We start from the raw sequence: 23,827 nt of genomic DNA on the forward strand, positions 1-23,827 counted from the left end.
GCCGCCGTCGGACTCAGCTCGTGGTCACCGCCGTCAGCTCGGCCAGCGGCAGAGTGTGGCTGGTCCGGAGGACCTTCGCGCGGAGGTAGCGGAGGTTGTGGCGGGTGGTGAAGACGCCGGTGGGGACACGGTCGCGGACGGTCAGGCCGAGCGTGCCCAACTGGGCCGCTTTGTCGGGGTTGTTGGACAGCAGGTCCAGCCGGTCGATGCCGAGGGCGCGGAGCATCTGGGCGGCGGCGGTGTAGTCGCGGGCGTCCTCGGGCAGCCCGAGCGCGGCGTTGGCCTCGTAGGTGTCGAGGCCCTGGTCCTGCAGGGCGTAGGCGTCGAGCTTGTTGTAGAGGCCGATGCCGCGGCCCTCCTGGCGCAGGTAGAGCAGGACGCCGCCGGTGGCGGCTATGCGCTCCACCGCCTCGCGCAGTTGCGGGCCGCAGTCGCAGCGGGCGGAGCCGAGGACGTCGCCGGTGAGGCACTCGGAGTGCAGCCGGACCAGCGGGGTGGCGGCGGGCGCGGGATCGCCGAGCACGATCGCGACGTGCTCCTGGCCGTCGGTGAGGCCGTGGAAGGTGACGAGTTCGGCGTCGACGGAGTAGCCGTCGTGGAAGCGCAGCGGGACCCGTACGCGGGCGCGCTGCGTGGCGGCGGGGAAGTCGGCGGCGACATCGGCGGCGACGTCGGCGGGCAAGTGGGCGGGGAAGTCGGCGCGCATGCGGGTCTCCGGGTTCTCGCGGGCGGTGCCTTGCTGCTTCAGATTTGAAGCAGAACCTCGGATCGAGACCCTACTCGTGCTTCAAAGTTGAATCAACTAGCGCGAGTGCCGAGGTGACCGGACTGTGGCGGGGCTCAGGGGCAGGGCGTCGACCGGCGCCGCCACGGCAGGTCGTCCGGACCCGCCCCCTTCGGCCCCGCGTCCTCTCCTTGCAGTGCCCGCAGGATCTGTACGGAGATCTGCTCCAGCTGCCCCACCTGTTCGGCGCTGAGATGGTCGAACAGCGATGCGCGTACGGTGGCCACATGGCCCGGCGCCGTACGTTCCAGCACCGCCGTCCCCTCGTCCGTCAGCGCGGCGATGCTGCCGCGCTTGTCCCACCGGCACTGCTCGCGCCGGACCAGGCCGTCCTTCTCCAGGCGGGTCACCGCGTAGGTCAGCCGACTGCGGGTGATCTTCGTGCGCTCGGCGAGGTCGGTCATCCGCATCCGCCGCTCGGGGGCCTCGGAGAGGTTCGCGAGGATGGAGTAGTAGAGGTGGGGCATGCCGGCGTCCTGCTGGAGCTGGCGGTCGAGCGTGTCCTCCAGCAGGAGGTTGGCGGCGATGTACGCGCGCCAGGCGCGCTGCTCGTCGGGGGTCAGCCAGCGGGTCGTCATCCCGTCAGTGTAGGTTTGTTTCAAACTTTAACCAAGGTTTCGAGGTATCACCGGGCTCACTGAACGTCGGAGTCCGGCTCCCCGCCGACGAGAGAGCGCGCCCATGCCGTACCCGTACGTCCTGCTGTCCGCCGCCGTCTCCCTCGACGGCTTCCTCGACGACACCGGCCCCGACCGCCTGCTGCTCTCCAGCCCGGCCGACTTCGACCGCGTCGACGAGGTGCGCGCCTCCGTCGACGCGATCCTGATCGGCGCCGGGACCATCCGCGCCGACAACCCCCGCCTCCTGGTCAACTCCCCCGACCGCCGGGCCGCCCGGATCGCCGACGGAAAGCCGGCCTATCCGCTCAAGGTCACCGTCAGCGGCTCCGGCGACCTCGACCCCACGGCCCACTTCTGGCACACCGGCGGCGACAGGGTCGTCTACACGACGGACAAGGGTGCCGAGACCGCCGGGCGGGCCGGGCTCGCCGCCGACATCGTCCCGCTCGGCCCCGACCTCGACTGGCGCCGCGTCCTGGAGCACCTGCACGACGAGCGCGGCGTACGCCGCCTCATGGTCGAGGGCGGCGGAACCGTCCACACCCAGCTCCTGCAGCAGGGCCTCGCCGACGAACTCCAGCTGGTCCTCGCCCCGCTCTTCGTCGGTGACCCGGGCGCGCCCCGCCTCTTCGGCCCCGGCGTCTACCAGCCCGGCCGGCTGCGGCTCGTGGAGACCCGCCGGATCGAGGACGTCGTGCTCATGCGCTACGAGCCCACCGCACCCGGCACCGGCACCGTCCCCACCGCGGCGGACCACCACTGGCTCGCCCTCGCCTGCGAACTCGCGGAGCGGTGCCCGCCGTCGCCGTCCGCGTTCAGCGTGGGCGCGGTGGTCGTGGCCGCCGACGGCACCGAACTCGCCCGCGGGCACTCCCGCGAGGCCGGCGACCCCGTCGCGCACGCCGAGGAGGCCGCCCTGGCCAAGATCGACCGGGACGACGCCCGCCTGGCCACGGCCACCGTGTACAGCAGCCTGGAACCCTGCACCCACCGCGCCTCCCGCCCCACTCCCTGCGCCCGGCTGGTGCTGGCGGCCGGAGTGCGCCGGGTGGTGACGGCCTGGCGTGAGCCGGACACCTTCGTGGCGGCGGCCGACGGCGCCGGGCAGCTCACGGCGCTGGGCGCGGACGTCGTCGTACTCCCCGAGCACGAGGCCCGGGCGAAGCGGCCGAACCGCCATCTCCTCGGGTGACGCCCGGCATGGCGCACCCCGGCCGACCCGTCGGCCGACCCGTCTCCGACCAGCGGAAACCAACCGTTTGGCTTTCTGCCCCCGGCATGACGTACACTCGAGACACAACGACGCGGGGTGGAGCAGCTCGGTAGCTCGCTGGGCTCATAACCCAGAGGTCGCAGGTTCAAATCCTGTCCCCGCTACTGAAGGCCGAGGGCCGGAATCCGAGAGGGTTCCGGCCCTCGGTGTTTTCGGCAGCCGTCCCTCCTCCTGCCCCTTCTTCACGTTCTGTCATCAGGCGACCGCCCTGCGCATAACATCTGAGTCACCATCAAAATCCGTGTGACTGCTGAGGTCGGTGCGGATCACGCCGACGGCGAGTCAACTCGCCCCATTTGGGCCGTTCATGGGCCTAAAGTCCAGGCCAAAAAGTCGTGATGATCAAGCGGAACGGCTTGGAAACCCGCCCTCGGGTCTATTAACGTTCGATAACGCAGCGCGGTCGTCCCAGCCGTCACAAGAGGCGGCTCCGTGCGCACGCGCCGAATCCCGCAAGGGAACCGGGGAACCACCACCTTGGGGTGAATCACGCGGAAACCGCCGCGAGCAGCGGCCGGTATACGCGCGTAGGAGACCTTCCCGCTCCGAACCCGTCAGCTAACCCGGTAGGCGACGGAAGGAAAGGAGTACGCCCGCGTGGCGTCCAACCGGCCTGCCCCAGAAGCCCCGTCCGTGCCCGGCCCGCGTCTCACCGAGACGTTCGGCTACGGCGGCCACCGCAGCGACGAGGGCCCCTGGGAGGAGTGGAACCCCACCGCGGATTCCATTCGCCCGGTGCGCGGCCGGCACCGCGTCGCCAAGCAGCGCGGCGGTGGGTTCGCCCGCAGCTCCACCGTGCTCGGCGTCGGCGTCATAGCCGCCGTCAGCGCCGGCGGTATGGCCAGCGCCAACACCGGCAAGCCGCCGGTCGCCATCTCCCTGCCCGACCTGCCGGGTGTCGGCTCGCTGATCTCCGACGACGGCGGCTCGGACGACACCGACGCCGACGACGGCGCCGCGCTCAGCAGCCTGGCCGCCCCCGCGGCCGACGCCGCCCAGGGCTCCGCCGACGCCGGCGAGGCGCTGCGCAACCGGATCATGGCGCAGGCCGAGTCGCAGCAGAGCCAGGTCGAGACCAAGGCCCAGGCCGCCGCGCAGGCCGCGGTCGCCAAGGCGGAGGCCGAGGCCGTCGCCAAGGCCGAGGAGGAGGCCGAGGCCGCCGCCGAGGCCGCCAAGAAGAAGGCGGCGGAGGAAGCCGCGCGCAAGGCCGAGCAGGAGCGACTCGCCCGGCTCGCCAAGCAGTTCACGCTGCCGACCTCCTCGTACACCATCACCTCGACCTTCGGTCAGGCCGGCGCCTACTGGTCCTCCGGGTACCACACCGGCCTCGACTTCGCCGCGCCCACGGGCACGCTCCTCAAGGCCATCCACAGCGGCACGATCACCTTCGCCGGCTGGGACGGTTCCTACGGCTACAAGACCGTCCTCACGCTCGACGACGGCACGGAGCTCTGGTACGCCCACCAGTCGTCGATCAGCGTGAGCGTGGGGCAGAAGGTGTCCACGGGCGAGGTCATCGGCCGCGTGGGCGCGACCGGCAACGTCACCGGCGCCCACCTGCACCTGGAGGTCCACCCCGACGGTGCGGCGAGCGGCATCGACCCGGCGGCGTGGCTGCGCGGCAAGGGCCTGTCCGTCTGATCTGACGCCCGGCGGGGCGGTGACGGACCGGTGGGCGCGGTGGACGGGACGTGAGCGTGGTCGGCGGGGCGTGTGCGAGGTCGGCGGGCCATGGGTGCGGTCGGCGGCCATGAGTGCGGTCGGTGGAATCAGCGGCTCCGAGTGATCGTTGCACTGATACATGACTTCTCTGCGCAAGCTCGGCAACTCCGACCTCGCCGTCTCCCCGCTCGCCCTGGGCGGCAACGTATTCGGCTGGACCGCCGACGAGGCGGCCTCCTTCGCCGTACTGGACGCCTACACGGCGGCCGGCGGTAACTTCCTCGACACCGCCGACTCCTACTCCGCGTGGGTCGACGGCAACAGCGGCGGCGAGTCCGAGACGGTCATCGGCAAGTGGCTCAGGGCGCGCGGCAACCGTGACGACGTGGTGATCGCGACCAAGGTGAGCCAGCACCCCGAGTACCGGGGGCTGTCCGCCGCCACGATCAAGGCGGCCGCCGACGCCTCGCTGCGGCGCCTGGGCACCGACCGTATCGACCTCTACTACACGCACTTCGACCAGCCCGACACCCCGGTCGAGGAGATCATCGGCGCACTGGACGAACTGGTGCGGGCCGGCAAGGTCCGGCACATCGCGGCCTCCAACATCGGGCCCGGGCGGCTGCGGCAGTCCCTGGACTTCTCCGACCGCGAGGGCCTGGCCCGCTACGTCGCCCTCCAGCCGCACTACAACCTGGTCTCCCGTGACACGTACGAGGGGGCCCTGCGGGACCTCGCCGCCGCGGAGGGCCTGGCCGCGGTGCCGTACTTCGCGCTCGCGTCCGGCTTCCTCACCGGCAAGTACCGCCCCGGTACGACGGTGGACAGCGCCCGGGCCGCCGGGGCCGCCAAGCACCTCGGCACCGAGCGGGGCGTTCGTGTTCTGACCGCGCTGGACGAGACGGCCCGGGCCCACGACGTCCCGGTCGCCACGGTCGCCCTGGCATGGCTCGCCGCCCAGCCCACCGTGGCCGCCCCCATCGCCTCGGCCCGTACGACGGACCAGCTCCCGGCCCTCCTGGGCCTCGCGGACCTCACGCTGACCGGGGAGGAACTGACCCGCCTGACGGAGGCGTCGGCCTGACGGGCTCCCCGGCGGGCCGCTGATATCCGTTCGCGAGAGTCCACGAGGCCTCGGCGAGGGTTCAGCGAACGGCTTCCCGTGCCGGCGGCGCCGAGTCTCGGCCAGGGTTCAGCGAAACGGCCTCCCGTGCCGGCGGTGCCGAACGGCCGGACCCCGGTCCGGCCTTACGTCCGGTACGGGTTGTGCGCCGGATAGGGCCCGGACGGGTACGGCCCCGCCGGGTACGGTCCTGACGGGTACGGCGCAGCTGGGTGCTGCACGCCCGGGTGCTGCCCACCTGGGTGTGGCATACCGGGGTGCTGCCCGCCCGGGTGCGGCGGCCCCGCCGCCTGCTGTGCCCCCGGGCCGGGATACCCGTACCCCGGCCACTGCGTCGGCACCGGCCACTGCGTCGGCATCGGCAACGGCACCGGTGCCACGATCCGGGCCGCGTACCCCAGCGCGGGTCGCGCCACCTCCCGGCGCCGCCACAACTCGTTCAGCAACTCCCGTTCCCGTTCGACGAAGCCGGCCCCCGCACGCCCCCGCCGCCCGCGATGCCGCAGGAACGCCAGCGAGGTCGCGTACGCCTCGTACTCGGCGACGGCCCGGGCGGCAGCTCCGCCCAGTCGCTGCTTCGCGTGCTCCCGCGCCAGCTTCCGCGCCCGCATGGAGCCCAGCGCCACCGGTTCGCCCGGCGTCAGCCACCCCGCGACGGCGTACACCGGCAGTTCCTCCCGCACGGTGGCCAGCTCCCGCTGGCGCGTCCACACCACCAGCCAGGTCAGCACCGCGAACGCGGGCACCATGAAGGCGCCGTACACGGCGAAGAACCCGTAGTCGCCGAACGTCGTGGAACCGTTCCACAGGGCGTGCATGCCCATCGCGAGCAGCAGTCCGGCCAGCGGCAGCAGCACCCGCCGCACGCGCTGCCGCTCCGCCGACAGCGCGGCGATGCCGAAGCCGAGACCGGTGAGCACGGTGAACAGGGGGTGCGCGAAGGGGGACATGATGACGCGCACGAAGAACGTCGCGGCGGTGACGGAGGCGATCCCGCTGTCGCCGGTGAGCTGGTCGGTGCCGAAGGCGGTGCCGAGGTAGAGGATGTTCTCGGTGAACGCGAAGCCGGTCGCGGTCACCCCGGCTATGACGACGCCGTCGACGATCCCCGTGAAGTCCCGTCTGCGGAAGAGGAAGACGAGGAGCACGGCGGCCGCCTTCGCCGACTCCTCGACGACGGGAGCTATGACGGTCGCGCCGAGGGTGTCCGCGCCGGAGGGGTCGGCGGTGGCCGTGGCGATCCACTTGGTGGCGAAGCTGTTGGCGATGATGGCGATGAGCGCGGCCGCGCAGGCGCCCCAGGCGAAGGCGAACACCAGGTTGCGCCAGGGGCCGGGTTCCACCCGGTCCAGCCAGCGGAACGCGGCCACCAGCAGCGGCACCGGCAGCACGGCCAGGCCCAGCCCGACCAGGAAGCCCTCGGTGCCGGTCTGTTCGCGTACCAGGGCCAGGATGACCAGCCCGGACAGGGCGAGCAGGGTGACGAGCGCCCCGTACCGCACCCAGGTGCGCTGCCACCAGTGCGCGTGCCGCACCGCTCCGGGGCCCGCGGGGCCGTCCGGGGCGGGCGGGTGCGGCGGGTGGGGCGGGTACGTCGGACTGGTGGCCACGGCATCGACCCTAACGAGGGTTGGGCCCGCCCGCGATGGTGCCCGAGCGCGGAGCGGGGGAGCGGTCAGCGGTGCGCTGTGCGGCGGAACAGCAGGTCGTGCACCACATGGCCCTTGTCCAGCCCCTGGCCCTCGAAGCGGGTCAGCGGCCGGAAGCCGGGCCGGGGCGCGTACCCGCCGTCGGCCTGAGTGTTCTCGAAGTCGGGGTGGGCGGTGAGCACGTCGAGCATCTGCTCCGCGTACGGCTCCCAGTCGGTGGCGCAGTGCACGACCGCCCCCGGCTTCAGCCGGCCCGCCGCGAGCGTGAGGAACTCCGGCTGGATCAGCCGCCGTTTGTGGTGGCGCTTCTTGGGCCAGGGGTCGGGGAAGTAGACGCGCAGCCCGTCGAGGGAGTCGGGGGCGAGCATCTCGCGCAGCAGGATGATCGCGTCCCCGTTGGCGACGCGCACGTTGTCCAGGCCGCCCCGGTCAGCCAGGTTGAGCAGATTGCCCTGCCCGGGGGTGTGCACGTCCACGGCGAGGATGTTGGTGTCCGGATCGGCGGCGGCCATCTGCGCGGTGGCCTCACCCATGCCGAAACCGATCTCCAGGACCACCGGCCGGCCGTTACCGAACAGCTCGGCGGGATCGATGATCCGCCCGCCGTCGATGTCCAGCCCCCACTTGGGCCACAGCCGCTGCAAGGCGTCGGCCTGCCCCGCCGTGACCCGGCTGCGCCTCGGCTGGAAGCTCCGGATCCGTCGCTCGAAGTGCGACCCGGCGGGATCGGCCTTCGGGCCGTCGGGGAACCGGGGCTCCCCCTTGGCCCGGGTGTGACGCAGGGAGGCACCGGGCAGGTGCCGCCGCTCACCGGGGTCGGACTGGGGCGTTTCTGGGGAATTCACGGAGTCAGACACAGTGCGGTCGATTTTACGGGGAGGGTGTGACAGCACCCGGCCGCGTGCCCCCGTCACGAGGCCGCCAGCACTCCCAGGGCCCGCCGGGCCACCTCCCGTCCGATCGGCAGGGACGCCGTGGCCGCCGGGGACGGCGCGTTCAGCACGTGCACGGCCCGCTGCCCCTCCTGGATCAGGAAGTCGTCGACCAGCCCGCCGTCCCGCAGTACGGCCTGCGCCCGCACCCCGGCCCCCGCCCGCACCAGATCGGTTTCCGCGACCGCGGGCAGCATGCGGCGCACCGCCGCCACGAAGGCCGGCCGTGACACCGACCGCCGCAGCTCCCCGGCCCCGTACCGCCAGTGCCGCCGCCCCATCCGCCACGCCCCGGGCCAGGCCAGGGTGGTCGCGATCTCCCGGGGGCGCACGACGCCCCAGCCGTATCCTTCGCGGGCCAGCGCCGGCACCGCGTTGGGCCCCACGTGCACCCCGCCGTCGATACCGCGGGTCAGATGGACACCGAGGAACGGGAACGCAGGGTCGGGCACCGGATACACCAGTCCGCGCACCAGCTCGGGCCGCGTCAGCTCGTAGTACTCGCCCCGGAACGGCACGATCCGTGCCCCGGGGTCGTCCCCGGTCAGCCGGGCGATCTCGTCGCAGTACAGGCCGGCGCAGTTCACCAGCACCCGCCCGCGTACGACCTCCCCGCGCGCCGTGCGGACGGCGACGCCCAGGCCGGGGCGCCGGTCGACCCGGACCACCCGGGCGCCGTACCGGATCTCCGCCCCGGACGCCTCGCCGAGCCGCCGCGCGACCTCGCCGAAGTCGCAGATGCCGGTCGTCCGCACGTGTATGGCGGCCAGGCCCCGCACTTCCGGCTCGTACTCGGCGATCTGCGAGGCGCCCAGTTCCCGGACCGGTATGCCGTTCTCCCGGCCGCGCTGGACCAGGGCGTGCAGCCGGGGCAGCTCGGACCGCTCGGTGGCGACGATCAGCTTTCCGGTCACCGCGTGCGGAATGTCGTACTCCGCGCAGAACTTGATCATCTCGGCGGCGCCGCGCACCGCGTACCGAGCCTTCAGGGACCCCGGGCGGTAGTAGATGCCGCTGTGGATCACCCCGCTGTTCCGCCCGGTCTGGTGCCGTGCCGGACCAGGCTCCTTCTCCAGCACGGTGACCCGGGTGCCGGGCGCGGCCCTGCTGATCGCGAACGCGGTCGACAGCCCGACGATCCCCCCACCGATCACGAGCACGTCGCAGTCGAAACCCGGCCCAGCCGCCACCGGCACCACCTCCCGCCTCCGATAGTGCACTGCGCCACTGACAACGCGTTCAAACGCGGGTTCCGGCCGCGCCGCGCACGGGATGCGGGCGACCGCGTGACCGAGCCTCGCGTCCGGCAGTCCCCGCGACGTGCGCGACGGCCGGACGCCGGGAAGGCTACGCGGGAGTCATGAGCAGCGGCCTGGCCCGCTCCCGCAGCTCCACCACCCGTGGCTCGTCCCCGTACGGCTCCAGCCGGTGCAGCAGGTCCTTGACGTACTCCGTCGTCCGCGCCGAGGAGATCCGCCCGGCCACCTCCACGGCGCGCACCCCCTGCTCGCAGGCCGCGTCGAGGTTCCCCGACTCCAGCTCGGCGACCGCCGACACCACCAGCCGCAGTCCGTGCGAGCGCACGAACTCCTCCGTCGGACTGGACAGCGCCTGCTCGGTGAATCTGCGTACCTGGCGCGGCGCCTTCAGGTCCCGGTAGCACTCGGCCGCGTCGGCGGCGAACCGGTCGTAGGAGTAGAACCCGAGCCACGAGGGGTCCGCGTCCCCGTCCCGGGCCCGCTCCAGCCACCCCTCGGCCGCCTTCAGCGCGGACCCCGCCGCCTGCGCGTCGCCCGCACGCGCGTGTGCCCGCGCCTCGACGAGCCGGAAGAAGCTCATGGTGCGGGCGGTCGCCAGTCCCCGGTTGCGCTCCAGGGCGGCCTGCGCCAGGTCGACGCCCTCGTCGCCGAAGCCGCGGTAGGTGGCCTGCAGGGACATGGACGCCAGCACGTAGCCGCCGAGGGGTACGTCCGCCGCCGCCCGCGCCAGACGCAGCGCCTGGATGTAGTAGCGCTGGGCGGCCTCCTGCTGGCCGGTGTCGAAGGCCATCCACCCGGCCAGCCGGGTCAGTTCGGCACTGGCGCCGAACAGCGCCCGTCCGACCTCGTCGGAGTACGAGCCGAGCAGCAGCGGCGCCGCCTCGACGCGCAGGCATTCGGGCACCATGGACGAACGCCAGTCGCCACCCCCGTACTTGGAGTCCCAGCGCCTGGCGTCCTCGGCCGCTTCCCGGAGCTTGCGCACGTCGCTGTGGCCGACTTTGATCGGTGCGCCGGAACCCTCGGCGGGGTTCGCCTCACGGGCCACCGAACTGTCGGCCGGGGTTATCAGCCACCGTGAGGCGGGCGTCGCGTACGCGCTTACTGCGAACGATCCGGCCAGGGACTGCCAGATGCCGCCGGAGCCGGCCCGGCGCCCGGCCAGATCCAGCCGGTACAGGTCGGTCGCCGACTTCACCGCCTGTCCGACGTCGCGGGGGAAGGCGAGGCCGACCTCCGGCGCGGGGTCCGCGTCCGCGAGGCCGATCTCGTGCAGCGGCACCGGCCGGCCGAGCTTCTGGCCGATCGCGGCCGCGATGAGGTGCGGTGCTGCACCCTGCGGAACCATGCCCTTCGACACCCAGCGCGCCACCGACGTCTTGTCGTAGCGCAGTGTCAACCCGCGTTGGGCGCCAAGGTCGTTGACGCGCCGTGCGAGTCCGGCGTTGCTGATTCCCGCGAGGGCGAGAACGGCGCCGAGCTTTTCGTTCGGCCCGCGTTGCTCCCTGGACATTGCGCCACCCCTCGACACAGACGGCTGCCGCGTTGGCATAACCACGCGGCATTCGTAAACCCAGCGTAGTTCGCCGCATCCCAAGCGTTAAGGGGCATTGTTCCGGTTGGCGGGATTGTGGTCCGTACTGAAGTGCGGCTCTCGGCACGGTCCGTCGCGGTGTGCTCCCGCTGTGTGGCCGTGCGCCTGCGCGTGCGCTCTTCTCCGGCCATCCGGGGAGCGGTTCCATGGCTCTGCGTGGGTCGGCCCGCTGTACTGGATCCGGTGGGCTGGGGGACACCGCCGCCTCCATCCCCGCGGGCGGCGGAGCGGTCCGGGGGGTGGTCTCCGCCTCCCGGGCCGGCGCGCGGACCAGTCCGTTCCGGTGTGCACGGAGCGTGTGCGAACACGGCCTGACGGCCGACCGACAAGACGATCAGACACGGGAATTGGCCGAAAATCGACCCTGTGTTCCGTGGTGGAAAACGCCTCCCACCATACAAATCGAGGGCACGCAGGGTGTTTTCGGGGAGCCTACCGGGGGCGCATTCGCGTCGAGGTGGCGGGGGTACGCGCGGGCGCACTCCCCCGCGTGCACCCCTTTGCGCGGGCGCACTCCCCGGATCACAAGCCGACCCGCCTGCCCTCCGGGGCGCCTTCTTCGTGGCAGCATGGTGAACCGTTCGTACGGTGCACTGGTTGTCCACGGCATGTGGAGGCGTCGATGCGGTGGTTGGTGGGATGGAGCAGCACCGCCGACGGCCGCGACCACGGCGGACTCGGCGGCGGCGCGCTCCACGACGGGCGCGGCGGTGCCGTCGGCCCGGACGGCGAGACGCTGCAGCCCGTGGGCTCCCAGCTGCTGTGGGGCGATCCCGACCCGCTGTGGGCGGTGGGCGACTGGCGCCCCGACGAGGTCCGCGTGGTCAGGGCCGACGACCGGACCCGCATCGCGGTCCTCGGCATGTGCGGTGCCTCCGACGAACAGCTGCGCGTCGGACTGCTCGCCGCGCGCGGGGGCGCACTGCGCCACCTGACCGCCTGGTCCGGCAGCTATACGGCCGTCGTCCAGGTCGGCCGCAGGGTCACCGTCTGCGGCGACCTGGCCGGCGCACGGCCGGTGTTCTACACCCCGTGGGCGGGAGGTACGGCGTACGCGACCGCCGCGCTGCCCCTCGCCGACCTCATCGAGGCCAACCTCGACTACGTCCATCTCGCCGCCCTGCTGGCCGCCCCCGACGTACCGGCCGCCCTCTACGGCTCCACCCCGTACGACGGCGTGCGACGCATTCCGCCGGGGCATGCGCTGATCCTGCGCGCGGGGGCGCGCGAGATCGCCGGCTACGAGCCCGTCGCCTCCCTCGCCGTGGCCGCCCCGCCGGCCGACCCCGACAGCGCGGTCGACGGGGTGCGCGACGCGCTCGTCGAGGCGGTACGCGCGCGTATGTCGGCTCCCCGGCACGTCCCCGGCGCCGACATGGACCCCGGCCCGGTACCCGGCATGGGGCCCGCGGACCGGCGGGCGGCACGCGGCATGCCGGCGCCGGGCATCGGTGCCGACCTCTCCGGCGGACCGGCCTCCGCGACCCTGGCGCTGCTCGCGGCGGGCCTGCCGGGCATGCCCGGCACCGTGCTCGGTCACGGCACCGGTGCCGGCGAACGCCTCCTGGCCGTCACCTTCAACGACCTGGCCGTCGGCGGGCACGACACCGACGAACTGGAACGGGCCGGCACTCTCGCGACCAACCCCCGCCTGCACCACGTCGTGGTCACCGGCGGCGAGGAGACCCTGCCGTACGCAGACCTGGACGGCCCGCTGACGGACGAACCGGGTCCCAGCCTGGTGACCGCCGCCCGCCACCGCGCGCGGCTCGCGGCCGGCAGCGCGGACCACTTCACCGGACACGGCGCCCGCCAGGTCCTCGACGCCCACCCGGCCCGCCTGGCCGACCTCTTGATGGACCGCAAGCGCCGCCATCTCGTACGGCCGGTCGCCGCGCTGACCAAGGCGGACGGTTCGGTGCTCGTCCCCGCGCGCGTGTACGGCGCGGCCCGTCGGCTCGCCCGTACGCCGTACCGGTCGGGTGTGGAGAGCCTCGCCGAGCGGCTCCTCGACCGCCGGTTCGACGACCCCGGTGGCGCGGTCGGGGCGTCCCTGGCCGCGCTGACCTGGGGCGGGCCGGGACCGGCCGCCCGCTGGCTGACCGGGGAGGCGCTCGCCGAAGTATCGGTTCGGCTGCAGAGCGCGGCGACGCACGCGGCGGCCGGTGTGGGGCCCGGGCAACGACCCGGCGACTATCGCGCGCGGGCGGCTCTCGCCCGGTACGCGGCCGATCTGCGCATCCTCGAACAGGCCGCGGAGGTGCGCTTCCAGCGGCTGCACGCGCCGTTCCTCGACAACCAGGTGGTGAGGGCCTGCCGGACCCTGCCGGAGACCCTGCGGGTGCGGCCCGGGGCCCGCGCGGCGATCCTGAGCACGGTCCTGAAGGGGGCCGGGGTGGCCGACCTGCCGCCCGGGTGGGGAGCACCCTCCCAGGCCTCCGCGACGGCCGCCGCGCGGGCCGGGCTGCGCCTGGCCGCGGACCCCCTGCTCGGCCTGTTCGACACGCCGCTGCTGGCGCAGGCCGGCCTGGTCGAGGCACGGGTCGTCCGCAAGGCACTGCGCGGCGCAGCCTCCGGCGAGCAGCTGCCCCTGGACGGCCTCGCGGATCTTGTCTCCCTGGAGCTCTGGCTCGGCCGGCTGCTCGCCCGCCGGGGCACCTGCTGGACCGGAACACCCGCACGCGCGCGTGCGGTGCCGGCGGGGATAGCCCCGCTGCGCACCGCGCTGTCCTCCGGGGGTTGAGCCCCAGGGGCCTGTGCCGCAGGGCCGCGCCCCGGAGAGGCGGGGCGGCGGCCGGCCGCGCGGCTCCCGCGCCCGGTCCGGGGCGGGCCGCCCGCACCCGCCCTGCCGGCCACGAGCAGCGGACACGACGGGCGCGCAGCAGCACCCAGGCCGACGGCCGCACCGTCGCCCGCGAGGCTCTGCGCCCCGAGCGCAACGCCACCGAGCGCGTGCGGGGCACCGGCCTGACCCTCCCGGACATCCGGCGGTAACCGGCGGCGGCACCGACGGCCCACCGACCAGGCACCTGCGCCTAGGCGCAGGTGAACTTGGACTCCGCCCAGTCCCCGAGCGCCGCCCAGTCGAAGTGGCTGTGCGGCTCGACGACCAGCCGTACGGTCCTGCGGCCGGTGAGGTCCACATGGACCGGCACCGCCGCGTCGCCGCCCTTGATCCGGCCGGAGCGCCACAGCCGGACGCCGTCGGCCCAGACGGAGAAGTACATCTGACCGAGCTTCAGGGTGAGGTCGTCGACGCCGACCAGAGCGTCGTAGGAGGAACACGCGCGGTTCAGGTCGACGGTGACGGAGGAGTCGCCGTGGACGGTGACCCCGCGCGCGTACCGCTCGTCGGCGATGGACACGCCCTGGCGCTGCCAGACCCAGCTGCTGCCGGCCAGTCGGATCTCGGGCCCGCTGCCGTCGCCGGTGGTGTCGAAGGCCAGCTCGCTGAGTTCGTAGACGTCGGGCGGCGGGGGAGCGGCCGGCGGTGTCGGGGACGGAGTCGGAGGGGGCGGCGGCGTGACCGCAGGCGTGGGTACGGGGCTCGGGGGAGGAGTGGGCGAAGGACGCGGCGGCGGGGCGGAGGAGGGCGCGGAGGAGGGCGCGGAGGAGGGCGCGGAGGCGCGCCGCAGGACCGGCTCGGGCGTCGGCGTGGATCCGGGACCCGCCACCACCACCGGCCCGGCCGGCCGTTCCGGCACCGTCGGGGCGGGGCTCGGCGGCGCCGGTTCGGGCGCCACCGCCGGTGCCGAGACCGTCGGCCGGGCCACCGTCGGGCGCCGGGGGCTGTCGTCACCGATCAGCGCCAGGGCCACCGCGGCCGCCGCCACCGCGACCGTGCCCGCGGCGATACCGGCCTTCACGGGTGCTCCCAGCCCTTCCGAGGCCGCGGCCCCGCCGGAGGCGCCGCCGCTCGCCGCGGCGGCCGCGCCCGCGGCACCCGCTGCCCCGGCCCCGCCGGCGATGAGCCCGAGCGCCTTGGCGTATCCGGCGGCGCCGAACCAGCCGATGACCGCCACGGGTACGACGGCCGGGATGCTGCCGGCGACCTCCTCGATCTGCGCGGCGGCCAGCCGGCAGCGGGCGCACTCCTCCAGGTGCTTGCGCAGCCCCCGCTCGGCGCGCACCCGCAGCCGGCGGCGGGCGTAGGTGCCGAGCTGGTCGGCGTAGCGGGCACATTCCTGGTCGTCGGTGAGGCTGGCGCTGACATGGGCCTGCAGATACGCCTGCTTCAGGCCCTCGCGGGCGCGACTGGCGAGCACCCGGGTGCCGTTGGCGTCGAGCCCGAAGAGCATCGCCACCTCGCTGGGCGACTCGTCCTCGACCTCGGTGTGCCACAGCACGGCCTGCCAGCGCTCGGGCAGCGACCGGAAGGCCCGCATGGCCATGGACTGCTCGGCCTCGTGCAGGGCGCGCACATCGGCGCCGAGTTCGAGGGTGTCGCCGTCGGCGGTCTGCGGTGACCTGGCGGCCTGGGCGGCGAACACCGCGAAGTCGTCGACGAGTTGTTCCCGCTTGGCGGACTGGATCCAGTGCGCGGCGACGCGCCGCACCGAGGTCAGCAGATAGGCGCGGACCGCGTGCTCGGGGCCGGAGCCGCCGCGCACCGCCTGGAGCATGCGGGCGAACACCTCGGCGGTGAGGTCGTCGGCGGTGTGGCCGTCCCGGCAGCAGGTGCGCGCGTAGCGGCGTACGGCGTCGGCGTGGCGGCGGTACAGCTCCTCGTAGGCCGTGTCGTCGCCGGAGCGCATCCGGTCGATCAGGTCGGCGTCGGACGGCGGCCGCTCCCGGGGCGGCGGCAGGATGCCGTCCTCGTGCCGTTCCCGCTGCGCCGGGACGCCGGCTTCGAAGGGGGTGGCCACGCGGCCGCCCTGACTGGGTACCTGCGGAGAGGTCGGGCCGTCGGCCTCGGCTTCGGCGTCACCGACCGACTCGTCTCGCCCGTCAACGCTCATCGCGCACAGCCCCCGCCGCCTGCCCAACCCGTCCCGACCACCGGGTCAGATTGCCACATCGTCTTTCGGCCGGAGCCGTCCAGTACCGGCCGTCCACTCGTCCGAGCGGACTTCTCGTGGAGCCGTAACGGCCCTCACCCGAACGGGGAAGGGAGCACGTGGTGTGCGCGGGGCGCGAGGTGGCAGGAAAGCGGCTCTACAGCCGACTTCCGTCCCGCAGGACGGCCAGGACGGCCAGGACCGGCGGGACGGGCCAGGGCGGACCGGTACCGGCGTGACGGACCAGGAGCGGCGTGACCGGCCAGGACCGGCGGGCCGGGCGGGAACGGGTGGATTCCCGTCCCGCCCTGGCCGTCAGACCGTCGGCCGCGACCGCAGCCCCTCCAGCAGGATGTCCAGCAGGCGTGCCGACGCGGCCGCCTGCTGTGCGGCGTCGGGCAGCGAAGGCGCCGCCGTGGCGATGACCAGCAGGACGTCCGAGACCGACACGTCCGGCCGCAGTTCACCCGCCGCCCGGGCCCGCTCGACGAGTCGGCCCACGACGTCGAGCAGCGCCGACACCCCGCCGTCGTCCGCGCCGGCCGGCCCACCGCCGTCCGGCACCAGCCGCAGCTCCCCACCGCCCGGCTGGGTGCGCTGCTGCGGCACCCGCGCCTCGTCGCCGACGGTCTCGGCGTCCTCCGCGACGCCGACGCGCAGCACCTGGGGCGGCAGCAGCCGGCCCGCGCCGGAGGCCACGGACGTGCGCAGGAAGCGCGACAGCGCCGACCAGGGCTCGTCCTCCTGGCCCAGGGCCGCGCGCGCCTGCTCGGTCAGCCGTGAGGTCTCCTCCTCGGCTATCCGCCGCACCAGGACGTCCTTGCTGGGGAAGCGCCGGTAGACCGTGCCGACCCCGACCCGGGCGCGCCGCGCCACGTCCTCCATCGGCGCGCCGTACCCCAGTTCGCCGAACACTTCGCGCGCCGCCCTCAGGACGTGCTCCAGATTGCGTTGCGCGTCCACGCGCAACGGCGTCGTCCGCGACACCTCCCGTGCGTTGCCCAAGGCCGCGCTCACCGCCCCGCCCGAGGCGAGAGTGGACGCGGACGACCAATGAGAATCCTGAATGTGCATGACTGTTCCCCCGGTAATGACGTCTCCCCCCGGAGACTCTCCCCGCCATCGAATGCCGGGGCGCGTGGAACCGGGCTCGCGCCCCTCGGTTCCGCCCGTCTGCGGATCCGAAGCGCGTTTCCCCCTACACCCCGTGGACACGAACATAGTTGAGAGACAGTCAATTCAGAAGGGGGAGGTTCCGCACGGAGCGCCCCCCGATCGGAGTACGGGTCGTGTACGTCCCGATTGCACCCCCGACCATCCCCCAGTGCACCTCGCCTGACCTGCGGAACTGTCGTGAGCACCACCGTTTCGGCCATCCCCGGCCGAATACCGCGCGCGGTCACACAAATGGTCGTGGCTGTGGACAAACAACGGTGCCGGGTGCGTCATGGGACGGTGAAGGAACCTGCGCGCATTCTCGTTGTCGGCGGGGGCTACGTCGGGATGTACACGGCCCTGCGACTCCAGAGGAAGTTGAAAAGCGAACTTAGGTGCGGCGTCGTCGAGATCACCCTCGTCACTCCCGACCCCTACATGACGTACCAGCCGTTCCTCCCCGAGGCCGCCGCCGGCTCCCTCTCCCCCCGGCACGTCGTCGTCCCCCTGCGCCGGATCCTGCCGCACTGCCGTGTCGTCGTCGGCGAGGTCACCGCCGTGGACCACGCCGCGCGCACCGCGGCCTTCACCACCCTCGCCACCGACGGGGAGGGCGCCGCCCCCGCCCGACTGCCGTACGACGAACTCGTCCTCGCCCCCGGATCCGTCGCCCGCGTGCTGCCCGTCCCCGGCCTCGCCGAGCACGCCATCGGCTTCCGGACCGTGGAAGAGGCCATCGGCCTGCGCAACCACGTCATCGAGCAGATGGACATCGCCTCCGCCACCCGCGATCCGGCGATCCGCGACGCCGCCCTCACCTTCGTCTTCGTCGGCGGCGGCTACGCCGGAGTGGAGGCCCTCGGCGAGCTGGAGGACATGGCCCGCTACACCGCCCGCCACTACCACAACGTCCAGCCGGACGACATGAAGTGGATCCTCGTCGAGGCGACCGACCGCATCCTTCCCGAGGTCGGCCCCGGCCTCGCCCGCTACACCGTCAGCGAACTGCGCCGCCGCAACATCGACGTACGCCTCGGCACCCGTCTGGAGTCCTGCCTGCACCGTGTCGCCACCCTCAGCGACGGCTCCCGCTTCCCCACCCGGACGATCGTGTGGACCGCAGGAGTCCGGCCCCACCCCCTGCTCGCCGCCACCGACCTCCCGTTGACCGAGGGCGGACGGCTCCGCTGCACCCCCGAGCTCACCGTCGAGGGCACCCCGCACGCGTGGGCGGCGGGAGACGCCGCCGCCGTACCCGACGTCACCGCCCCCGAACCCGGCCGCCACACCGCGCCCAACGCCCAGCACGCCGTCCGCCAGGCCCGGCTCCTCGGCGACAACATCGCCCGCTCCCTGCGCGGCGAACCCCTGCGGCCCTACGCCCACCGCCAGACCGGCTCCGTCGCCTCCCTCGGCTTCCACCAGGGCGTCGCCCGGATCCGCGGACGCACCCTCAAGGGCTACCCCGCCTGGTTCATACACCGCGCCTACCACCTCAGCCGCGTGCCCACCCTGAACCGCAAGACCCGCGTCCTGGCGGAATGGACCCTGTCGGGCCTCTTCGAACGAGAGATCGTCTCCCTCGGTTCACTCGAACATCCCCGCGCGGAGTTCGAACTGGCTGCCGGTGGAAAGCCTTCTCACAACCCGGGGAAACCCACCGGGAACGACTCGAAGGAGTAGACCTACCCGATCCAGGAACTCCACCGGCCGCCCCGGCGTCTGACGATTGTCGGCCCGGACGGCCGCACTGCCAGACTGCTCACCACCGCTCCCCGAGCCCGGCGGGCCACCCACCCGTCCCGCGACCTACGAGGCTGTTCCCAAGTGCCGCGTCCCCGGGTGCCGCGCCCACCACCCCACGGCCCCGGACCGCAGGCCGCGCCCGGAGCCGGCCGACGACGACTACCACGAGGCAAGGATTCGTGAACTTCACGCGCTGGAGCGCCCGGCTCCCCGGAACACAGCGCCGCGCTGCCGCGCGGGCCGAACACCCGGCCACCCCCGACCGGCGCGGCGAAGGTTCCGTCCCCGCGGCCCGCGCGGAACAACTCACCGACGAACCGCCCCCCGTCCCCGCCCTCGACGAACTCCCCGTCCGGGACGTCCTCGACCGCGTCCCCGCCCTCGTCGCCCTCGTCCACGGCCCCGACCACCGCCTCGCCTACGTCAACGACGCCTACGAAGCGGCCTTCGGCATGCGCCCGCCCGGCGAACCCGCCGCAGAGGCCCTCCCCGAACTGCGCGACCTCGGTCTGATGCCCCTGCTCGACCAGGCCCTGCGCAGCGGCAGACCGCGCACCCTGAAGTCCCGCAAGGCACCCGACGGCCGCTCCTACACGTTCACCTGCACCCCCGTCGACGGCGACGGCGCGGTGCTGGTGTTCGCCACCGACGTCACCGACCACGCCGAGGCCGCCGCCCGCCTGCGCGCCAGCGAGCGCCGCCAGCGCGAGACCGCCGTCACCCTGCAACGCTCCCTGCTGCCCCAGGAGCTCGAACAACCGGACGACCTGCGCGTCGCCGCCACCTACCAGCCCGGCGGCACCGAAGCCGCCGTCGGCGGCGACTGGTACGACGTCATCACCCTCGGCGGCGGCCGCACCGCCCTCGTCATCGGCGACGTGATGGGCCGCGGCGTGCGCGCCGCAGCCGTCATGGGCCAGCTGCGCACCGCCGTCCGGGCCTACGCCCGCCTCGACCTGCCCCCGCACGAAGTGCTGCAGCTCCTCGACGGCCTCGCCACCGAGATCGACGCCAACCAGATCGCCACCTGCGTCTACGCCGTCCACGACCCCAACGAGGGCCGGCTGGTGTACGCCTCCGCCGGCCACCTGCCCATCCTGGTCCGCGACGAGCACGGCACCGTACGGCGCGCCGACGAACCCACCGGCCCGCCCCTCGGTACCGGCGGCTGGATGCACACCTCGGGATCGATGCCCCTCGGCCCCGGCTCCACCGCCGTCCTCTACACCGACGGCCTCGTCGAACGCCGTGACGCGGACCTCGACGAAGGCATCAGCACCCTCGCCGGCGCCCTCGCCGGAGCCACCGGCAGCCCGCAGGTCGTCTGCGACCGCCTGCTGCGCTCGACCGGCGTCACCGCCGACCACGACGACGACGTTGCCGTCCTCGTCCTCCAGCAGCCCGCCCGCTCCGGCACCGACGGCGAACTCTTCCGCAACGCCGCCCTGGAACTCCTCGGCGGCGTGGAGGCCGCCCCACGCGCGCGTGCCTTCGCCTCCGGCGTCCTCACCAGCTGGCGCTTCCCGGTCGACCTGCACGACCTCGGCGTCCTCGCGGCCAGCGAACTCGTCGCCAACTCGCTCCAGCACGGCACCCCGCCCATGCGGCTGCGGTTGCGCCGCACCGACCGCCGTCTGATCATCGAGGTCACCGACGGTGACGACCACCTGCCGAGGCGACGGCAGGCGGAACCCGGTGACGAGTCGGGCCGGGGCATCGCCATCGTCGCGACCATCGCCGCCAACTGGGGCGCACGGCGCACGCCGGGTGGCGGAAAAGCAGTGTGGTGCGAGTTCGCACTCCCACGCGCCACCTAGGCGACCCGCCGCGGGAGTGCTAGGAGCATGACCCATGCGCAACGACAGCGGATTCCAGCTCCAGGGAAACGCCCCCGAACGCTACGAGCGGTACATCGCGCCGTTGATGAGGCCCTTCATCGACGCCCTGCTCGACGCCGTGGACCTCTCACCGGGCGCCCACGTCCTCGACCTCGCCTGCGGCACCGGCTTCGTCGCCCGGGCGGCGGCCGCCCAGGCAGGCCCCACCGGCCACGTAGCGGCCGCCGACATCAACCCGGACATGCTCAAGCTGGCCGCCGCCAAGGCCCCCCGGCTCTACCCCGACATCGAGTTCACCCAGGCGCCCGCCGACACCCTCCCCTACGGCGACGCGTCCTTCGACGCCGTCCTCTGCAACCAGGGCGCCCAGTTCTTCCCCGACCTGTCCGCCGCCGTCGCCGAGGCGGCCCGGGTCCTGCGCCCCGGCGGACGGCTCGCGCTCGCCGTCTGGGCCGCCATGGAACGCTGCCCCTACTTCGCCGTCCAGTACGAGGTCATCGAGGAGTACGCCGCACCCGAGGACGTGGTGGCGGCCGCCGGAGCGTTCTCCTGCGACACCGGGTCCCTCACCGACGCCTTCACCGCCGCCGGACTTCGGAACATCACCGTCCGACAGCTCACCCGGGAGGTCGTCACACCCGTTCTCACCGACTGGATCCCCGGCCAGATGACCTCCGTGCCCTGGACCCGGTCCCTCACCGCCGCCGGCCCCGAGACCTTCGACCGCGCCTGCGCCGACCTCACCACCCGCATGGCCGACTACCTGGAGCCCGACGGCACGGCCCGCCTCCCCTTCACCGCCCTGCTCGCCACGGCCGAACGCTGACCCGGCCGGGCCGTCGCTCAGGACGTGCTGGCCACCGGCTCCACGGCGGCCCCACCCCGCGCGACGACCCGGTTCCGCGCCCGCCACGGATGGTCCTGCACGGCGGTGAGCCGCCGGCCCAGCCGCAGCGCCAGCACCGTGATGCCGAACGAGAACAACAGGAACGTCACGACGTACGCCCCGTGCAGCGAGGCCCCCAACGGCCCGCCGACCGCCGGCCCCACCGCCAGCGCCAGCTGCTTCACCAGGGCGAACGCCGAGTTGTACTGACCCGCCATGCCCTCCGGCGCCAGATCCGCCACCAGCGGACCGAGCGTCGGCGACAGCATCGCCTCACCGAGCCCGAACAGCGCGTACGTCGACACGAACGCCGCCGTCGCCATGGCCTGGCTGCCGTGCCCCAGACCCGCGTACCCGGCCACGCCCCACGCCACGGCCCAGATCAGCCCGACGCTCGCGATCACCCGCGACCGCCTGCGCCGCTCGACGAACCGCAACACCAGGAACTGCGCCACGACGATCACCGCGGTGTTGGCGGCCAGCGCGGTCCCCATTGCGGACGTCGAGATCCCGGCGGCCTCGACGCCGTACGCCGCCAGCCCCGACTCGAACTGCCCGTAGCAGGCGAAGAACAGCACGAACCCCAGCACGCACAGCTGCACCATGGCGCGGTTGCCGACCAGTTGCCGCCAGCTGCCCCCGGCCGACCGAGGGGCGTCCCCGACGCGGGGAGCGTGCGGCATCCGGACCGTCGTCATCACCACGACCAGCAGCAGGAACATCGCCGCCTCGATCGCGAAGAGCAGGGTGAAGGACGACACCCGGCTGGTGTCCACCAGGTGCCCGCCGATGAGCCCACCGACCCCCAGCCCGAGGTTCTGCAGGAAGAACTGCGTCGCGAACGCCCGCGACCGCGTCTCCGACGCCGAGCAGTCCACGATCATCGTCGCCAGCGCCGGCTGCATCACGGCCTGCCCGGCGCCCAGCGCGCCCGCGGCGGTCAGTACGGCCGCGGCGCTACCGGCGAGCCCCAGCGCGAGTGCGCCCACGGCGGCGGTGACCAGGGCGGTGAGCAGCACCGGGAGCGGGCCGCGCCGCACGATCGCCCGGCCGGCGAACGGCAGCACGATCAGCGCTGCCACGGCGAACACGGCGAGCACCATCCCCGCCGTCATGGCCCCCAGCCCCCGCACCTGCGCCACGTAGACGTACAGGTAGGGGACGGTGAAGCCGAGCCCGAACGCGCTGAGCGCGTTGCCCACGTGGATCCGGCGCATCGCCGCGCCCTTCTCCCTGGTCACGTTCACCTCTCTCAGACGTCCCCGACAGCCCGACAGACCTCAAGGACTTAGAACCGAAGACTTCAAAGCTAAATTTCAAAGCTAAACTCTACACCTCGAAGAACTTTGACGCCAACGACCTCATGCGATACTGGCGGCCATGGCCGACACACCCGACAGCATCGGCATCGACGGCGAGCCGACCCTCGAAGAGCAGATCGCCGCCTACCAGCGCGAGTTCCGGGACCTGGACCCCCAGGTGGAGAAGATCGTCTCGGCCCTGTCCCGGCTGAACCGCCGTATGAACGTCGCCTACGGCCGTCAGACCGCCGCCCTCGGCATCAGCAACGCCGACTGGGAGGTCCTCAAGGCCCTCGTCCTGTCCGGGGCGCCCTACCGGATGGGCCCCGGTGACCTCGCCAAGCGCCTCGGCCTCACACCGGCCGCGATGACCCACCGGATCGACCGCATGGTCACCGAGGGCCTGGTGAACCGGGAACGAGACGAGACCAACCGGGTCCGCGTCATCGTCGAGCTGACCCCCGAGGGCCGCGAGAAGTGGCTGGAGGCCATGCGTCTCGCGTCCGTCTTCGAGGAGGACCTGCTGCAGGACCTCTCCCCGGACGAGCGCACCACCCTCGGCGAAGCCCTCACCCGGCTGCTGCGCCGCGTGGAGGACGCCCAGCCGGACGCCGGCGGGCGCCTCAGCGACCTCGATTAAAGATCTTGACAAGGGGCGCTTGACACGCCCCTGCCTGATCCGTAGGGTTCTTCGGGTTGCCGCCGAGCCGTAACGGTTCTCCGGTAGCACCTCCGCCGCTCGAAGCGGCACCTCAAACCACCAGCACGATCTCCCTATGGGATTGCCTTCGGCGTGTCCGAATTCAATTCGACAGGGCTCCGGCGGCTCGATTAGGAACTCCCGGGGCGGATCCGCTAAGGTTTGGGACGTCGGAACGGCCCAACAGCCGGGAAGGCAACCCCCTCTGACTGGGAATCAGACGCCGAAAGGATCTGATAGAGTCGGAAACGCCGGAAGGGAAACCGCGAAGAAAAAGCGGGGGCCTGGAAAGCACCGAGGAAATCGGA

Annotated in this window: 18 protein-coding genes, 1 tRNA gene and 1 riboswitch; of the genes, 10 read left to right on the forward strand and 9 right to left on the reverse strand. The window is 73.2% G+C overall.

Translation table 11 applies throughout. From position 1 onward, the window contains the following. Positions 1-13 precede the first annotated feature (13 nt). Both ACSLTV_RS01900 and ACSLTV_RS01905 read right to left on the reverse strand, forming a co-directional pair. A complete protein-coding gene (locus tag ACSLTV_RS01900; protein ID WP_432139063.1) occupies positions 14-706 on the reverse strand; it encodes a GTP cyclohydrolase II in 693 nt (230 codons plus the stop codon). 134 nt (positions 707-840) lie between these two features. Beyond that, positions 841-1,362 carry a MarR family winged helix-turn-helix transcriptional regulator gene (locus tag ACSLTV_RS01905; RefSeq protein WP_432158861.1) on the reverse strand — a complete coding sequence of 174 codons (522 nt, stop codon included), beginning with the start codon at positions 1,360-1,362 and terminating at the stop codon, positions 841-843. Positions 1,363-1,465: 103 nt separating this feature from the next. Between ACSLTV_RS01905 and ACSLTV_RS01910 the strand changes: the two genes are divergently transcribed. The 4 genes from ACSLTV_RS01910 to ACSLTV_RS01925 all read left to right on the forward strand — a co-directional run bounded on the left by ACSLTV_RS01910 (position 1,466) and on the right by ACSLTV_RS01925 (position 5,423). After that, positions 1,466-2,596: a dihydrofolate reductase family protein gene (locus ACSLTV_RS01910; protein ID WP_432158860.1), complete on the forward strand. Its 1,131-nt coding sequence runs from the start codon at positions 1,466-1,468 to the stop codon at positions 2,594-2,596. A gap of 111 nt (positions 2,597-2,707) precedes the next feature. After that, positions 2,708-2,781: transfer RNA gene (locus tag ACSLTV_RS01915), tRNA-Met, on the forward strand. Positions 2,782-3,108: 327 nt separating this feature from the next. Then, positions 3,109-3,267, forward strand: a riboswitch (cyclic di-AMP (ydaO/yuaA leader). A 7-nt stretch (positions 3,268-3,274) separates the two neighbouring features. Then, a complete protein-coding gene (locus ACSLTV_RS01920; protein WP_435611499.1) occupies positions 3,275-4,318 on the forward strand; it encodes a M23 family metallopeptidase in 1,044 nt (347 codons plus the stop codon). A gap of 160 nt (positions 4,319-4,478) precedes the next feature. Beyond that, a complete protein-coding gene (locus tag ACSLTV_RS01925; protein ID WP_432139067.1) occupies positions 4,479-5,423 on the forward strand; it encodes an aldo/keto reductase in 945 nt (314 codons plus the stop codon). A gap of 164 nt (positions 5,424-5,587) precedes the next feature. Here the strand turns inward: ACSLTV_RS01925 and ACSLTV_RS01930 are convergent, their stop codons facing one another. The 4 genes from ACSLTV_RS01930 to ACSLTV_RS01945 form a co-directional block, all read right to left on the reverse strand. After that, positions 5,588-7,072 carry a PrsW family glutamic-type intramembrane protease gene (locus ACSLTV_RS01930; protein WP_432139068.1) on the reverse strand — a complete coding sequence of 495 codons (1,485 nt, stop codon included), beginning with the start codon at positions 7,070-7,072 and terminating at the stop codon, positions 5,588-5,590. A gap of 65 nt (positions 7,073-7,137) precedes the next feature. Further along, positions 7,138-7,968, reverse strand: coding sequence for a tRNA (guanosine(46)-N7)-methyltransferase TrmB (trmB, locus tag ACSLTV_RS01935; RefSeq protein ID WP_432139069.1), 831 nt, complete (start codon positions 7,966-7,968; stop codon positions 7,138-7,140). A gap of 53 nt (positions 7,969-8,021) precedes the next feature. Then, entirely contained in the window at positions 8,022-9,263 is a 1,242-nt protein-coding gene (gene lhgO / locus ACSLTV_RS01940; protein ID WP_432139070.1) for an L-2-hydroxyglutarate oxidase, read from the reverse strand. 127 nt (positions 9,264-9,390) lie between these two features. Continuing rightward, entirely contained in the window at positions 9,391-10,815 is a 1,425-nt protein-coding gene (locus ACSLTV_RS01945) for an MFS transporter (RefSeq protein ID WP_432139071.1), read from the reverse strand. Between the two features lie 703 nt (positions 10,816-11,518). Between ACSLTV_RS01945 and ACSLTV_RS01950 the strand changes: the two genes are divergently transcribed. Together ACSLTV_RS01950 and ACSLTV_RS01955 are read left to right on the forward strand one after the other, a co-directional pair. Further along, positions 11,519-13,639: an asparagine synthase-related protein gene (locus ACSLTV_RS01950; protein ID WP_432139072.1), complete on the forward strand. Its 2,121-nt coding sequence runs from the start codon at positions 11,519-11,521 to the stop codon at positions 13,637-13,639. Then, positions 13,636-13,890, forward strand: a complete 255-nt coding sequence (locus tag ACSLTV_RS01955; protein WP_435611500.1) for a hypothetical protein — start codon at positions 13,636-13,638, stop codon at positions 13,888-13,890. Before ACSLTV_RS01950 ends, ACSLTV_RS01955 begins: the two co-directional genes overlap by 4 nt. Before the next feature lie 41 nt (positions 13,891-13,931). On the opposite strand, the gene ACSLTV_RS01960 is transcribed toward ACSLTV_RS01955, so the two are convergent. Next, complete coding sequence (locus tag ACSLTV_RS01960) at positions 13,932-15,854, reverse strand: sigma-70 family RNA polymerase sigma factor (RefSeq protein ID WP_435611501.1); 1,923 nt, start codon at positions 15,852-15,854, stop codon at positions 13,932-13,934. A 354-nt stretch (positions 15,855-16,208) separates the two neighbouring features. After that, entirely contained in the window at positions 16,209-16,967 is a 759-nt protein-coding gene (locus ACSLTV_RS01965; RefSeq protein ID WP_432139075.1) for a TetR family transcriptional regulator, read from the reverse strand. 333 nt (positions 16,968-17,300) lie between these two features. On the opposite strand from ACSLTV_RS01965, the gene ACSLTV_RS01970 reads away from it, so the two are divergent. The 3 genes from ACSLTV_RS01970 to ACSLTV_RS01980 all read left to right on the forward strand — a co-directional run bounded on the left by ACSLTV_RS01970 (position 17,301) and on the right by ACSLTV_RS01980 (position 21,458). Next, positions 17,301-18,731 carry an NAD(P)/FAD-dependent oxidoreductase gene (locus ACSLTV_RS01970; protein WP_432139079.1) on the forward strand — a complete coding sequence of 477 codons (1,431 nt, stop codon included), beginning with the start codon at positions 17,301-17,303 and terminating at the stop codon, positions 18,729-18,731. Between the two features lie 242 nt (positions 18,732-18,973). Beyond that, positions 18,974-20,611 (forward strand): ATP-binding SpoIIE family protein phosphatase, encoded by a 1,638-nt coding sequence (locus tag ACSLTV_RS01975; RefSeq protein ID WP_432139076.1) that lies wholly within the window; start codon positions 18,974-18,976, stop codon positions 20,609-20,611. A 34-nt stretch (positions 20,612-20,645) separates the two neighbouring features. Further along, positions 20,646-21,458, forward strand: a complete 813-nt coding sequence (locus ACSLTV_RS01980) for a class I SAM-dependent methyltransferase (protein ID WP_432139077.1) — start codon at positions 20,646-20,648, stop codon at positions 21,456-21,458. Positions 21,459-21,475: 17 nt separating this feature from the next. On the opposite strand, the gene ACSLTV_RS01985 is transcribed toward ACSLTV_RS01980, so the two are convergent. Beyond that, on the reverse strand, positions 21,476-22,735 hold the full coding sequence (locus ACSLTV_RS01985; RefSeq protein ID WP_435611506.1) for an MFS transporter: 1,260 nt from the start codon (positions 22,733-22,735) through the stop codon (positions 21,476-21,478). A gap of 163 nt (positions 22,736-22,898) precedes the next feature. On the opposite strand from ACSLTV_RS01985, the gene ACSLTV_RS01990 reads away from it, so the two are divergent. Continuing rightward, positions 22,899-23,459 carry a MarR family winged helix-turn-helix transcriptional regulator gene (locus ACSLTV_RS01990; RefSeq protein WP_432139078.1) on the forward strand — a complete coding sequence of 187 codons (561 nt, stop codon included), beginning with the start codon at positions 22,899-22,901 and terminating at the stop codon, positions 23,457-23,459. Positions 23,460-23,827 lie beyond the last annotated feature (368 nt).

It is taken from the genome of Streptomyces sp. bgisy159, assembly GCF_965341775.1.
Classification (GTDB): domain Bacteria; phylum Actinomycetota; class Actinomycetes; order Streptomycetales; family Streptomycetaceae; genus Streptomyces.

Excerpts from the sequence above, each read along its gene's own strand:
- ACSLTV_RS01900 (WP_432139063.1), bottom strand. The coding sequence starts at position 706 with ATGCGCGCCGACTTCCCCGCCCACTTGCCCGCCGACGTCGCCGCCGAT.
- ACSLTV_RS01905 (WP_432158861.1), bottom strand. The coding sequence starts at position 1,362 with ATGACGACCCGCTGGCTGACCCCCGACGAGCAGCGCGCCTGGCGCGCG.
- ACSLTV_RS01910 (WP_432158860.1), top strand. The coding sequence starts at position 1,466 with ATGCCGTACCCGTACGTCCTGCTGTCCGCCGCCGTCTCCCTCGACGGC.
- ACSLTV_RS01925 (WP_432139067.1), top strand. The coding sequence starts at position 4,479 with ATGACTTCTCTGCGCAAGCTCGGCAACTCCGACCTCGCCGTCTCCCCG.
- ACSLTV_RS01945 (WP_432139071.1), bottom strand. The coding sequence starts at position 10,815 with ATGTCCAGGGAGCAACGCGGGCCGAACGAAAAGCTCGGCGCCGTTCTC.
- ACSLTV_RS01950 (WP_432139072.1), top strand. The coding sequence starts at position 11,519 with ATGCGGTGGTTGGTGGGATGGAGCAGCACCGCCGACGGCCGCGACCAC.
- ACSLTV_RS01960 (WP_435611501.1), bottom strand. The coding sequence starts at position 15,854 with ATGAGCGTTGACGGGCGAGACGAGTCGGTCGGTGACGCCGAAGCCGAG.
- ACSLTV_RS01965 (WP_432139075.1), bottom strand. The coding sequence starts at position 16,967 with ATGCACATTCAGGATTCTCATTGGTCGTCCGCGTCCACTCTCGCCTCG.
- ACSLTV_RS01970 (WP_432139079.1), top strand. The coding sequence starts at position 17,301 with ATGGTCGTGGCTGTGGACAAACAACGGTGCCGGGTGCGTCATGGGACG.
- ACSLTV_RS01980 (WP_432139077.1), top strand. The coding sequence starts at position 20,646 with ATGCGCAACGACAGCGGATTCCAGCTCCAGGGAAACGCCCCCGAACGC.
- ACSLTV_RS01985 (WP_435611506.1), bottom strand. The coding sequence starts at position 22,735 with ATGCGCCGGATCCACGTGGGCAACGCGCTCAGCGCGTTCGGGCTCGGC.
- ACSLTV_RS01990 (WP_432139078.1), top strand. The coding sequence starts at position 22,899 with ATGGCCGACACACCCGACAGCATCGGCATCGACGGCGAGCCGACCCTC.